Genomic DNA, 12323 nt, shown 5'->3' with positions numbered 1-12323 from the left:
TTATTTCAGATTCGTAAGTGTCTGAAGCATTTCATCAGAAGCGGTGATGACCTTACTGTTCATTTCATACGCACGCTGCGCAGTAATGAGGTCGGTAATTTCGGTCACGACGTTCACGGCCGATTCTTCCACAAAGCCCTGCCGGATATCCCCAAAGCCCGTGCTCTGCGGTGTGCCCGTAATGGGGTCGCCCGAAGAGGTGGTGGAGGTAAACAGGTTCTGCCCCATGGCGGCCAGACCGTTTTCGTTCTGGAAGGTGACGAGCTGGATCTGCCCGGCAACCTGCGCCGTGGTCTGCCCGGACAGGGTGTACTGCACCTGCCCGCTCTGATCGACGGTAATGTTTTCAGCGTTGTTTGGCAGAGAAATATCGGGGCTGAGCGGATAACCGTCTGCCGTTACGATCGTCCCGTCGTTGGAGAGGGAGAACGTGCCGTCGCGCGTATAGGCGTATTCGCCCGATGGCAGGGTGACGCGGAAGTAGCCGCGCCCTTCAATGGCCATATCCAGCGCATTGCCGGTCTGTTCCAGAGTGCCCTGCTCGTTAATGCGGTAAATACCCGCGGTACGCACACCCAGACCGACCTGCGCGCCGGATGGCACAAGGTCACCCGTATCCGAGCTCATGGTCCCCGCGCGGCGCAGATCCTGATAGATAAGATCCTGAAACTCCGCCCGACGCCGCTTGTAGCCCGTGGTCGTCATATTGGCGATGTTGTGGGAAATTGTCTCGACGTTCGTCGTCTGGGCCTGCATGCCCGTACCGGCGATATCAAGGGAACGCATCATAGGATGACAAGCCTCCGGGTGTACCTTGCGCCATGCTCGCCCCAGCAACAGTACGATGATGGGAGCATGGGCGGGAACTTACATGGCCATACGCACAGCCTGTAGCTGCCACACCATGTATTGCCTGCAAGAGGTAAGACGACCGCATGACCATTGCAAGAGGTTTTGTCTGGCCATTTCCTTACCACTTATACATCCAGCCACGTTATTGTTGTATATGCCACACATCCACTGTTGCTGTATTGTGGTCAAACCAATAGATTTCTGGCACACAAACCCATACTATACCCCATGATTCGGGGCCTGCCGTGCGTAACCAGCCCCAGACCACCCAGATCACCCGCCGGAGTTAGAAGCCATGGACAACACGAGCTACATCGCCTTGTCCCGCATCAATGCGCTGACACATGACCTTGACGTGACGTCCAACAATCTGGCCAATGCCAATACAACGGGCTTCAAGGCTTCCCGCGAGCTGTTTTCGGATTACGTCGTCAAACAGAAGGACATTCACGGCACACCGGGTGCGCGCACGGAAGCCTACACACAGGACCGCGCCACCTATCAGAACCACGGGCAGGGCCAGTTGCGCCAGACCGGCAACCCCACCGATTTTGCCATCAACGGGGAAGGTTTTTTTGCCGTGCAGACCACGCAGGGCGTGCGGCTGACGCGCAATGGCCAGTTCCAGCGCCGCTCCGATGGCACCATTGTGGATATTAACGGCAACCCGATCCTCAACCGTTTCCAGCGCCCCATCGTTATCCCACGCGAGGACGATGTCCTGTCCGTCTCCTCCGATGGCACGATTTCCACGCAGAACGGCGCAATCGGCACTCTGGACCTGATGACGGTGGACAACATGAACACCCTCCAGCCCGAGGGCAACTATCTGCTCAAGCCCACCACCCCCACGCGGGCTCTGCCCCGCAAGGAAATACGGCAGGGCATGCTGGAAAGCAGCAACGTCAACGCCATTACGGAAACCACCCGCATGGTGGAAATCCAGCGTGATTACGACCTGAACTTCCAGCTCGTGCAGACCGAATCCACCCGCCGGACCAACGCGATCGACAAGATCACGCAGGATTCCAGCAGCTAGGGAGCAACCGGGCAGGCTGTTTTGCGTCGCGCGTTAACCTTCTGAAAACCATTGCGCCGTAAGACTCCTTTATATGCCGCCAAATGGCTGCTATGCGTGACCGGATTTTAAAAACGCCGTGATGGACGGACGGGGAACACAATGGACCTAGGATCAGCTCTATCAATCGCCTCCAGCGGGCTGAACGGGATTGAATACCAGTACTCCGTTGTTGCCCAGAACGTCGCCAACTCCTCCACCACCGGCTACGCTGCCGAATCGGCCAGTGTGACCTCGGCTGTTGCAGGCAATCAGGGCACGGGCGTGCGCATTGGCAAAACGGTGGTCAATGTCAGCCCCTTCCTGCAATCCTCGCTGTACACGCAGAACGCCAAGGTCTCGGCCCTGACGTCTTCCTCCAATTCGCTGGCAGCGGTTGCATCCGTTCAGGGGTCCACCTCCGCCACATCGGGGCAGACCCAGACCCTGTCGGATGAACTGGGCAATGTGCAGAGCGCCCTGACCTCCCTGACCTCCACCCCGCTGGACAGTTCGGCGCAGACGGCCGTCATTACGGCCGCCACATCCCTGACCGATACGATCCACACGCTGGCGTCCACTTACACCCAGCAGCGGCAGACGGCGGAAAACACCATTGTTTCCACCGTGTCCACCATCAACCAGAATCTCACCCAGATCGGCCAGCTTTCCAAGCAGATCATGGGGTTGCAGGCTGTGGGAGCCGACACGTCCAGTCTGGAAAACAGCCGCCTTGAGGTGATGAGCGACCTCTCCTCCGAACTGGGGGTAAAGTTCACCGAAACATCCAAGGGCGACATGATCGTCACGACCGAGGATGGCACCCAGTTGCCAACCCGTCCGGACCAGATCGGCCTGAACAACAACACCCAGACCCTGCCCAGCAATACGTGGCCGCTCTCCGCGACAAATGGTGGCACGGCCAACACCACCATTACCGATTCCATGTATTACAAGCCGGGTGATCCGGCTAATTCCGCCATTGCGGGCATTACGGTCGCGGATGGGACAACCAACACATCCACAACGGATATCACCTCCCACCTGACCAGTGGCACGCTGGGTGCGAACATTACCCTGCGCGACACGACCTACCCCACCATGCAGGCGCAGCTTGATTCGTTCTCCGCAACGCTGATCAACCGCTTCAACAACGCGGGTATGCCCCTGTTCACCAACGGCACGGATGTGGATAGCTCTGGCGCACCCCAGACCCCCACCCCGCAGTCCTACAACCCGACCCAGACAACGCCTAACGGGATTGTCAGCCTGTCCTCCGCGATCAGCGTGAGCAACAGCTACGCCACCACACCATCCCAGCTTGCCCCGAATGGGAGCATCAGCGGCATTACGCAGGTGCTGAGCACCACGTTCGGCACCTCCAGCGCTGATGTGGACGGCACACTTTCCGCCCCCACCACAGGGCTGGGACCAAGCGGGACACTCCAGACCGGGTATAGCGGCACACAGGGGCTGGTCGCACTTGCCACCTCCCTGACCTCCGCCCAGGGCGCGGTTATTGGCACGGCCGGCACCAACCTGACTTACGCAACCGCCGTGCAGACCACCATTAACGCCAAGGTGACCAACGTGTCGGGCGTAAACGTGAACAACGAAATGGCCAAGATCGTGGCGTTGCAGAATGCCTATACGGCCAATGCCAAGATCATTTCCTCCGTCCAGACCATGTTCAGCGCTCTTCTGAACGCCATCAACTAAGCCTTGAGAATGGGAGATACTTTACCATGAGCACTTCTATCGGGCAGTATGGCGCGAGCGCTGCAAACCTTGTTCTTTCCGCCGCCGTTCAGGAACTCACCAACGCCCAGACCACTCTGGCGTGGCAGACCTCCAGCAAAGGCATTACGGCGGAAACCTTTGCCGGTCTGGGCTCGTCGCGCACCAATGTCTTTGAACTGACGCCCAAGATCACGCAGGTCAATGCGTGGCAGAGCAACATTACCAGTGCCCAGAACAGCCTGACCGTTACGGCCAGCGCCCTCAAGCAGATTGTCTCGCTCGCCCAGAGCATGGCCACAAACCTGCTGAGCATTGGCGGGTCCAGTTCCACCTCCGCCGTGAACACGGTCGCGACCGAGGCCTCGAGCAGCCTTGGCCAGCTTGCAACCGTCCTGAACACCTCCAATGGCACGGGCTATGTCTTTGCCGGGCAGTCCTCGACCGAAGCACCGGTTGCGAACCCGTCCAGCGTGACCAGCGGTACCACCAGCACTCAGATTGCAGATACGCTCAACTCTCTGACATCGGGGGCGAGCATGGTCTCCGTCCTGCAACAGGCTACCGTGCTGATGAACGGGGATAGCTCCATTTTTTCGAGCACCATTTCCAGCCCGACCAGCGCTGCGGATTCCCTCGCACTGGCCAACAGCCAGCAGACCAGCACGATCACGGGGGACAGCACGGCAAGCCACTACGGGATTGTGGCCACACAGGGCAATCCGGCAGACGCGAACACCACCTCTACCAGTTCCCCTATCTCCACCGGCTCCCCCATCAAGGACCTGATGCGGGATATGATGCTGGTTTCGGGCATGCAGGGTATGTCTTCCACCAGCCCTGGTTATTCCGACATGATCACCCAGCTCCACACCTCGCTGGTCAACACGACCAACCAGCTAATCAGCATGGAAACAGCCGTGGGGGCACAGCAGAACGCCCTGAGCGCGCGTTCCACCCTGCTGACCAATACGGCAACAGCGCTGCAAACCCAGCTCGACAACGCCCGTACAACCGATATTGGCATGGTGGCCATCCAGTCCGCCAACGTGCAGACAAGCCTGAAGGCATCGTTCATGCTAATCGCGAATATGAAAGATATGTCGCTGGCCAACTACCTCTAAGCCACCGGCGTAACCTCAACACTCCCCCAAACAGCCTGATGCGCATCGTCAGGCTGTTTTTTATGCCTGCAGCACGTAAAAAGCAGACAGGAAAACCGAGGCTTTAAGCTGGGTCTTATACACCTCCACCAGTTGGGGGGCGCACACCACCACCATAACCTCAAGCGGCTCCCCCACGCCGCGCACCCGGCTTTGCGCCTGCGCCAGCAGGAACTGGTCCAGCCCACCCCGCCCCACACAGCACAGGCAATGCCCGCCATGGGTTGTGCCCCCTTCGGGCCCGGACCATTCCAGCACACACCGCCACCCCTGAGTTTGCGCAGGTTCAGGGGCTATACCGGCAAACACCACCCCCCCTTTGCCCCGCCATGCCTGCCCTTGTGGAGCATCCTCCAGCACAAAAAGCGGCATGCGCCCGCCGCGCATGTGCGGTGGAGCACGCATGGCGGTGGACAGGGTAGCCTCTGTCTGGAATAAGGATGTGGCTTTGGCCCGTTCCTGCGGCTGAGGCGTACCCTCCCCACTATTCCGGTCTTGTGCTGTCATGTCTTCTCGTCTGCCGCTTCTTGATGCCCTGCGTGAACAGGTTCTGCTCTGTGATGGAGGGATGGGGTCCCGCATCCAGATGCTCGACCTTGATGTGCAACGTGATTACTGGGGACAGGAAAACTGCACCGAAGTCCTGACCCTGTCACGCCCTGAACTGATCCGCGAAATCCACCGTGGGTATTTTGAGGCCGGGGCCGACATGGTGGAGACCAACACGTTTGGTGCCTCCCCTATTACACTGGGCGAGTTCGGGCTGACAGACCGCACGCGTGAGATTAACCGCGCCTCCGCCATTCTGGCGCGTGAGGCAGCGGACAGCTTTGCCGATGGCCGCCACCGTTACGTGCTTGGCTCCATGGGTCCGGGCACCAAGCTGCCCTCCCTTGGCAATATTGATTACGACACCCTGGAAGCCGCCCTTGCCGAACAGACCCGTGGCCTGATTGAAGGCGGGGTCGATGCGGTGCTGATTGAAACCTGTCAGGACACGCTCCAGATCAAGGCGGCCGTCAATGGCGTCAAGATTGCGCGGGCCGAAGCGGGCGTCACACTCCCCATTTTTGTGCAGGTTACGGTAGAAACCACAGGCACCTTGCTGGTTGGGCCAGACATTGCCGCCGCCGCCACGGTCATTAACGCGCTGGATGTGGACCTGATCGGCCTGAACTGCGCCACCGGCCCGCAGGAAATGGCCGAACATGTGCGCTGGCTGGCCGAAAACTGGCCCCGTCTGGTTTCCGTCCTGCCCAATGCGGGCCTGCCCGAACTGGTGGACGGCAAAACACACTACCCGCTCAGCCCCGAAGACATGGCCACATGGGTCGAGCGCTTTGTGCACGAAGACGGCATTAACATGACCGGAGGGTGCTGTGGCACCTCCACCCCACACATTGCCGCACTGGACGCCATGCTGCGCCGCCGGGCGGAAGCCACGGGCCGACACCGCCCGGCCCCTGTTGCCCGTACGGCTGTGTGGGTGCCCTCCGTTGCCAGCCTGTACTCGCAGGTGCCCCTGCGGCAGGAAAACGCCTATTTTTCCATCGGCGAGCGCTGCAACGCCAACGGTTCCAAAAAATGGCGCGAACTCCAGGAAGCGCATGACTGGGATGGCTGCGTAACCGTAGGCCGCGAACAGCTGCGCGAAGGCTCCAACGCGCTGGATGTCTGCACCGCCTTTGTCGGCCGCAACGAACGCGAGGAAATGGATGAGGTAATCAAGCGCTTCACCTCCTCGGTCAACGCGCCACTGGTCATTGACTCGACCGAAACCCCGGTGATCGAGGCAGCCCTCAAGCTGCATGGTGGCAAGCCGATCATCAACTCCATCAACTTCGAAGATGGGGAAGGCCCGGCCGCCGACCGCATGGCGCTGGCGCGCAAGTTTGGTGCCGCCGTTGTCGCCCTGACCATTGATGAAGTGGGCATGGCCCGCAAACCCGAGGACAAGCTGCGCATTGCCAGCCGTCTGGTGGAGTTTGCCTGCAACAAATACGGCCTGCCCCAGTCCGATCTGATGATCGACCCGCTCACCTTTACCATCGCCACCGGGGCGGAGGACGACCGCAAGCTCGGCCAGTGGACGCTGGAGGGTATTCGCATGATCCGCGAGGCCTTCCCCGATATCCAGATCGTGCTGGGCCTGTCCAACATCTCCTTCGGGCTCAACCCTGCGGCCCGCGCGGTGCTGAACTCGGTTTACCTTGATCTTGCGGTCAAGGCGGGCATGACGGCGGCGATTGTGCATGTCTCCAAAATCCGCCCGCTGCACCTGATCGCCCCGGAGGAAGTCAAGGTTGCCGAAGACCTGATCTTTGACCGCCGGACCGAGGACTACGACCCCCTGCAGGCCCTGCTGGCCATGTTCGCGGACCGCAAGGCCTCCGAAGCCGTGAAGCGCAAGCAGGCCGAAACCGCCGAAGAACGCCTGAAGGACCGCATTGTGGATGGCGACCGCAAGGGGCTGGAAGCCGACCTTGCCGAAGCCATGCAGACCATGGCCCCGCTGGACATCATCAACACCGTGCTGCTCGATGGCATGAAGGTGGTGGGCGAACTGTTTGGCGCGGGTAAAATGCAGCTCCCCTTCGTGCTTCAGTCCGCTGAAACCATGAAGGCCGCCGTGGCATGGCTTGAACCGCACATGGAACGTGCCGAAGGCCAGCAGCGAGGCACCATTGTTCTGGCCACCGTCAAAGGCGATGTGCACGACATTGGCAAAAACCTTGTGGACATCATCCTGACCAACAACGGCTACCGTGTGGTCAACCTTGGCATCAAGGTGCCTGTGGCCGACATGATCGACGCCGCCCGCAAGGAAAAAGCGGACGCCATTGGCATGTCCGGCCTGCTGGTAAAGTCCACCGTGATCATGCGCGAGAATCTGGAAGAAATCGCCCGCGCGGGGCTGGATACCCCCGTGCTGCTCGGCGGGGCGGCCCTGACCCGCAACTACGTGGAAGAGGACTGCGTGGCCGCTTACGGCACCACCGGCCGCGTAGCCTATGCGCGCGATGCGTTTGATGGCCTGACCCTGATGGACCAGATCGCCCAGAGCGGGTTTGACGGGTATCTGGCCGCCATTCAGAAACGGCGTGAGGGCAAGGCCACCCGCAAAAACGCCCGCTCGCCAGAAGTGGCGGAAACACGCGGCTACGGCCCCGTGGACAAGGCCGAGGTTGCCACCCGCCGTGCACGCCTGACCGCGGATGAACCCCGCCTGACACCCCCCTTCTGGGGTGCCAAGGTACTGCAGGCCACCCCCGAGGCCGTTCTGCCTTTCCTGAACGAGCGCGCCCTTTACCAGTTCCAGTGGGGTTTCCGTAAACAGGGGCGTTCTCTGGACGAGTTTCTGGTCTGGGCACGGCAGGAGCTGCGCCCCATTCTGCAACGCATGCTCAAGCTGGCAGCGGATGAGCAGATTCTCAAACCACAGGCCTGCTACGGCTACTGGAAAGCCGCGGGCGACGGGAACGACCTTGTTCTGTTTGAACCCGATGGCACAACCGAGGCCGCCCGCTTTGCCCTGCCCCGCCAGCCCCGCGCGGATGGGGAGTGCATTGCCGACTTTGTGCGTGACATAAACGACCCCGAGCGTGATGTGGTGGGCCTGCAGGTTGTAACCGTAGGGCAGAAAGCCTCCGACATTGCCCGCGACTGGTTTGAGGAAAACCGCTACCAGGACTACCTCTACCTGCACGGCCTTTCGGTGGAGATGGCGGAAGCCATGGCCGAATACACGCACAAGCGTATCCGCGCCGAACTGGGCTTTGCCGCCGAAGACCCGCGGAACATGGAGGACCTGCTCCAGCAGGGCTATCGTGGCTCGCGCTATTCGTTCGGCTACCCGGCCTGCCCCCGGCTGGAGGAGCAGAGCAGCATCCTTAACCTGCTTGATGCAGAGCGTATTGGCGTCTCCCTGACCGATGGGGACCAGCTCCACCCCGAGCAGTCCACCTCCGCTCTGGTGGTGCTGAATAAACACGCCAAATATTTCACGATCTGATCCGCCGGGCATTGACCAGTCGGGATGGTGCAGCGCATCATCCCGCAATGGTCTATTCCCGTCCGCATCTGCCGCCTCCGCTTACTCAGGAACGCAAGGACCTGTATATGCAGGTGGGGCTGCACGCGACCGGATGCACAACTGCCTTTATTGCGGCCAGACGCGCAGACCTTGTGCGCGAGAGTGCTCTGTTCCTGAAAACCCTGAGCCATATGTGGATGCAGGACGGGGTGGAGGAGGCCGATGTCTGGACCGAACTCCTGCGCCGGGTGGAAGTGTCCGAACTGCTGCACAAGCTCAACCAGCCCCCCCACCGTAAAAAGAAAAACGGCAGCCCCAGCAGGCCATGGCGCGTTACCACAAGCAAGCTGCCATAGGCGGCGCGGGCTTTATGTGTTTTTCCCTCTTTCCCCCACCCTACAGGGGGCTGTAAACCTGCGCTCATGGCAGCCATAGATGCACTCTCCCTGATCATTGTGGCCCTTTCCATCCTGCATGGGATGTGGCGGGGGTTTACGCAGCTTGCACTGGGCCTGCTTAGCTGGGCCGTGGCATTTGTGCTGGCTTTTCGCTTCCATGCTGTGCCCACGCCCTGGCTGGGGCGCTTCATTCACTCCCCCATAGGGCTGCAACTGGCCAGCTTTACGCTGGTGCTGCTGCTTTTTCTTATTGCCGGTTATCTGCTGGCGGCTACCATTGTGCGTCTGGTACGCGCAACCCCGCTGGACGGGCTGGACCGCACGCTGGGCGGGCTGTTCGGGCTTGCGCGGGGTATGTGTGTGATTGTGCTGCTGTTCATGGCCGGGCAATGGCTTTTGCAGCCCGAGGACATGGAAGCCATAGAAGCTAACGGACGGCTGACCCCTTATATTCGCGCCGCCACAACCTATATCCACCCTTATCTGACTGAATTTGACGCAAAGGGGGTTGCGCCAAAGCGTTCAACAGGTCATGACGCCAGCTTGTAATCCCCATACGGCCAGTACCAGCCATTTGCGGAGGCCCTGCGCGCTTATGCACTCCCATTCCACGCCGTCCGTTTCCCTCCCCGATCCTGTCCGTGCGGACGAGGATCACCTACAGGAGGAATGTGCCGTCTTTGGCATATGGAACGCCAAGGACGCAGCAACCCTGACAACCCTTGGACTGCACGCCCTCCAGCACCGTGGGCAGGAAGCAGCGGGCATTGTCTCCTTTGATCCGGCGCATCACCGCTTCAATTCCCACCGTGGGCTCGGCCTTGTGGGCGATGTGTTCAGTGATTCGCGCGTCATGGCCACACTGACTGGCACACGCGCCATTGGCCATAACCGTTACGCCACAACAGGGGCTACCCTGCTGCGCAACGTGCAGCCCCTGTTTGCCGAGTTCGCCTTTGGCGGTCTGGCGGTGGCCCATAACGGCAACCTGACCAACGCTGACACGCTGCGCCGCGAACTGATCCGCCGTGGCTGCCTGTTCCAGTCCACCACGGATACGGAAGTGTTCGTACACCTGATTGCCATCTCGCTTTACGCCACGGTGGAAGACAGGCTGATTGACGCGCTCAAGCGGGTTACTGGTGCATACTCCCTTGTTGTTCTTTCGCAGGATGCGCTGATCGGCGTGCGTGACCCCATGGGTGTGCGTCCGCTGGTGCTGGGCAGGCTGCCGGGCGAAGGCGACAAGGACGGCGCATGGGTTCTGGCATCCGAAACCTGCGGGCTGGATATTATTGGCGCGGAATTCGTGCGCGATGTGGAACCGGGCGAACTGGTTATCATCACTGACGAGGGTGTCCGCTCCCTGCGCCCGTTCGGGGACACGCAACCCCATTTCTGCGTGTTTGAATACATCTACTTTGCCCGCCCGGATTCCGTGCTTGAAGGCCTGCCGGTCTATAACGTGCGCAAGGAAATCGGGCGTGAACTGGCGCAGGAAAGCGGGGTCGAGGCCGATGTGGTCGTGCCCGTACCCGACTCCGGCGTGCCCTCCGCCATTGGCTATGCGGAGGCCAGCGGCATTCCGTTCGAGCTGGGCATCATCCGCAACCACTATGTGGGCCGCACCTTTATTGAGCCCACCGACCATATCCGGCATCTGGGCGTTAAAATGAAGCACTCGCCCAACCGCCCGATTCTGGACGGCAAGCGTGTTGTGCTGGTGGACGACTCCATTGTGCGTGGCACCACATCCCGCAAGATCGTGGACATGGTGCGTGCGGCCGGGGCGCGGGAAGTGCATATGCGCATTTCCTCCCCCCCCACCAAGCATTCCTGCTTCTACGGGATCGACACGCCAGAACGCAGCAAGCTGCTGGCAGCCCAGAACGACCTGCAGAAAATGGCTGAACTGATTGGTGTGGACAGTCTGGCCTTTATCTCGCTCGACGGGCTGTACCGCGCCATGGGGCATGAAAGCCGCAAGGCCAGTCGCTCCACCTATTGCGACGCCTGCTTTACCGGCGAATACCCCATTGCGCTGGTTGACCACGATGCGGAATACGGCCCGGACTCAGCCTGAGCCACGGCCTGCCGCCCTGTTATGAAAAACCCCGCCAGAGACCCACTCTGGCGGGGTTTTTGTCAGGCGGTGCGCGCAGGCCGTGCCCCTAGCGGTACACCATACCCCCATCAATCAGGATCGACTGGCCGGTAACGTAATCGGAATCAGGGCCAGCAAACCAGGACACAAGTGCCGCCACATCATCGGGTGTTTCGGCCCGGCCAAGGGCTATGCCGTCCACGAACTTCCTGTACGTCTCACCCACGGGGGCGCCGGTCAGTCTGGCGAATTCCCTGTCGATTTCCACCCACATATCCGTCCCCACCACACCGGGGCAGTAGGCGTTTACGTTAATGCCGTGACAGGCATATTCCTTGGCGGCAGCCTGCGTAAGCCCGCGCACCGCAAACTTGGTGGAGGAGTACACGCCCAGCATGGCGTAGCCTTCGTGCCCGGCAATGGAACAGGCGTTAATGATTTTGCCGCGGCTTTTACGTGCAATAAACTTGGCCGCGGCTAGCTGGATACCCCACAGCGTACCTTCCACGTTAATGCGGTAAATGCGCTGGACTTCCTCGGGTGTTACATCCGCCAGCGGCTTGATCTGGGCAATGCCTGCGTTGTTGACCATAATATCAAAGCTGCCCAGCGTGGCCTCGGCATGGTCAATCGCGGCCGCCACCTGCGCGCGGTCGCCAATATCGGCAATAAAGCTGGTGGCCTTGCGGCCCAGTGCCTCGATTTCCTGAACCACTCCTGCCAGATGATCCTCGCGGATGTCCACCAGAGCTATGTCCGCACCGTCCCTGGCCAGCCGCAGGGCTATGCCACGGCCAATGCCTTGCCCGCCGCCGGTAACCAGCGCCACTTTTCCTGTAATATCCGCCATGAGAACCTCTCGCATGTGATGGGAAACGAGGCGAGCGTAGTGCAATAACAGGAAAAAGCCATTACCAAAAAAACAGCCCCCGCACGGCACATGCGGGGGCTGGCGCAAAACACCACGACAGAGGCCGGA

The 12323-nt window shown here is 60.5% G+C and carries 10 protein-coding genes; 7 read left to right on the top strand and 3 right to left on the bottom strand.

Annotated features, from left to right (window positions below; all coding sequences use genetic code 11):
* A complete protein-coding gene (flgG, locus tag HNR55_RS08355; RefSeq protein WP_086646096.1) occupies positions 1-789 on the bottom strand; it encodes a flagellar basal-body rod protein FlgG in 789 nt (262 codons plus the stop codon).
* A 358-nt stretch (positions 790-1147) separates the two neighbouring features.
* Here flgG and flgF point away from each other — a divergent pair, with 358 nt between their 5' ends.
* The 3 genes from flgF (at position 1148) to HNR55_RS08340 (ending at position 4770) form a co-directional block, all read left to right on the top strand.
* Positions 1148-1891, top strand: a complete 744-nt coding sequence (gene flgF / locus HNR55_RS08350) for a flagellar basal-body rod protein FlgF (RefSeq protein ID WP_166113587.1) — start codon at positions 1148-1150, stop codon at positions 1889-1891.
* A 141-nt stretch (positions 1892-2032) separates the two neighbouring features.
* Complete coding sequence (gene flgK / locus HNR55_RS08345; protein WP_166113589.1) at positions 2033-3628, top strand: flagellar hook-associated protein FlgK; 1596 nt, start codon at positions 2033-2035, stop codon at positions 3626-3628.
* 26 nt (positions 3629-3654) lie between these two features.
* Positions 3655-4770, top strand: a complete 1116-nt coding sequence (locus HNR55_RS08340) for a flagellin (protein ID WP_166113591.1) — start codon at positions 3655-3657, stop codon at positions 4768-4770.
* Between the two features lie 60 nt (positions 4771-4830).
* Here HNR55_RS08340 and HNR55_RS08335 read toward each other — a convergent pair whose 3' ends face one another.
* On the bottom strand, positions 4831-5316 hold the full coding sequence (locus HNR55_RS08335; protein ID WP_166113593.1) for a hypothetical protein: 486 nt from the start codon (positions 5314-5316) through the stop codon (positions 4831-4833).
* On the opposite strand from HNR55_RS08335, the gene metH reads away from it, so the two are divergent.
* The 4 genes from metH to purF all read left to right on the top strand — a co-directional run bounded on the left by metH (position 5315) and on the right by purF (position 11323).
* On the top strand, positions 5315-8821 hold the full coding sequence (metH, locus tag HNR55_RS08330; RefSeq protein ID WP_166113595.1) for a methionine synthase: 3507 nt from the start codon (positions 5315-5317) through the stop codon (positions 8819-8821). The two genes, HNR55_RS08335 and metH, sit on opposite strands and share 2 nt — an antisense overlap.
* A 47-nt stretch (positions 8822-8868) precedes the next feature.
* Positions 8869-9198 (top strand): phosphoribosyl-ATP pyrophosphatase, encoded by a 330-nt coding sequence (locus HNR55_RS08325; protein WP_242005494.1) that lies wholly within the window; start codon positions 8869-8871, stop codon positions 9196-9198.
* Between the two features lie 66 nt (positions 9199-9264).
* A complete protein-coding gene (locus HNR55_RS08320) occupies positions 9265-9789 on the top strand; it encodes a CvpA family protein (RefSeq protein ID WP_166113596.1) in 525 nt (174 codons plus the stop codon).
* A 46-nt stretch (positions 9790-9835) separates the two neighbouring features.
* Positions 9836-11323 (top strand): amidophosphoribosyltransferase, encoded by a 1488-nt coding sequence (purF, locus tag HNR55_RS08315; RefSeq protein WP_166113599.1) that lies wholly within the window; start codon positions 9836-9838, stop codon positions 11321-11323.
* 88 nt (positions 11324-11411) lie between these two features.
* Here the strand turns inward: purF and HNR55_RS08310 are convergent, their stop codons facing one another.
* Entirely contained in the window at positions 11412-12194 is a 783-nt protein-coding gene (locus HNR55_RS08310; RefSeq protein ID WP_166113621.1) for an acetoin reductase, read from the bottom strand.
* Positions 12195-12323 lie beyond the last annotated feature (129 nt).

The organism is Acetobacter lovaniensis (assembly GCF_014207635.1).
GTDB lineage: Bacteria > Pseudomonadota > Alphaproteobacteria > Acetobacterales > Acetobacteraceae > Acetobacter > Acetobacter lovaniensis.
Note: the sequence above shows the minus strand (reverse complement) of the source record. Positions and strands in the feature narration are given on the sequence as shown.

Coding starts and splice junctions, on each gene's coding strand:
- purF (WP_166113599.1), top strand. CDS start 9,836: ATGCACTCCCATTCCACGCCGTCCGTTTCCCTCCCCGATCCTGTCCGT.
- HNR55_RS08320 (WP_166113596.1), top strand. CDS start 9,265: ATGGCAGCCATAGATGCACTCTCCCTGATCATTGTGGCCCTTTCCATC.
- HNR55_RS08340 (WP_166113591.1), top strand. CDS start 3,655: ATGAGCACTTCTATCGGGCAGTATGGCGCGAGCGCTGCAAACCTTGTT.
- HNR55_RS08310 (WP_166113621.1), bottom strand. CDS start 12,194: ATGGCGGATATTACAGGAAAAGTGGCGCTGGTTACCGGCGGCGGGCAA.
- metH (WP_166113595.1), top strand. CDS start 5,315: ATGTCTTCTCGTCTGCCGCTTCTTGATGCCCTGCGTGAACAGGTTCTG.
- flgF (WP_166113587.1), top strand. CDS start 1,148: ATGGACAACACGAGCTACATCGCCTTGTCCCGCATCAATGCGCTGACA.
- flgG (WP_086646096.1), bottom strand. CDS start 789: ATGATGCGTTCCCTTGATATCGCCGGTACGGGCATGCAGGCCCAGACG.
- flgK (WP_166113589.1), top strand. CDS start 2,033: ATGGACCTAGGATCAGCTCTATCAATCGCCTCCAGCGGGCTGAACGGG.
- HNR55_RS08325 (WP_242005494.1), top strand. CDS start 8,869: ATGGTCTATTCCCGTCCGCATCTGCCGCCTCCGCTTACTCAGGAACGC.
- HNR55_RS08335 (WP_166113593.1), bottom strand. CDS start 5,316: ATGACAGCACAAGACCGGAATAGTGGGGAGGGTACGCCTCAGCCGCAG.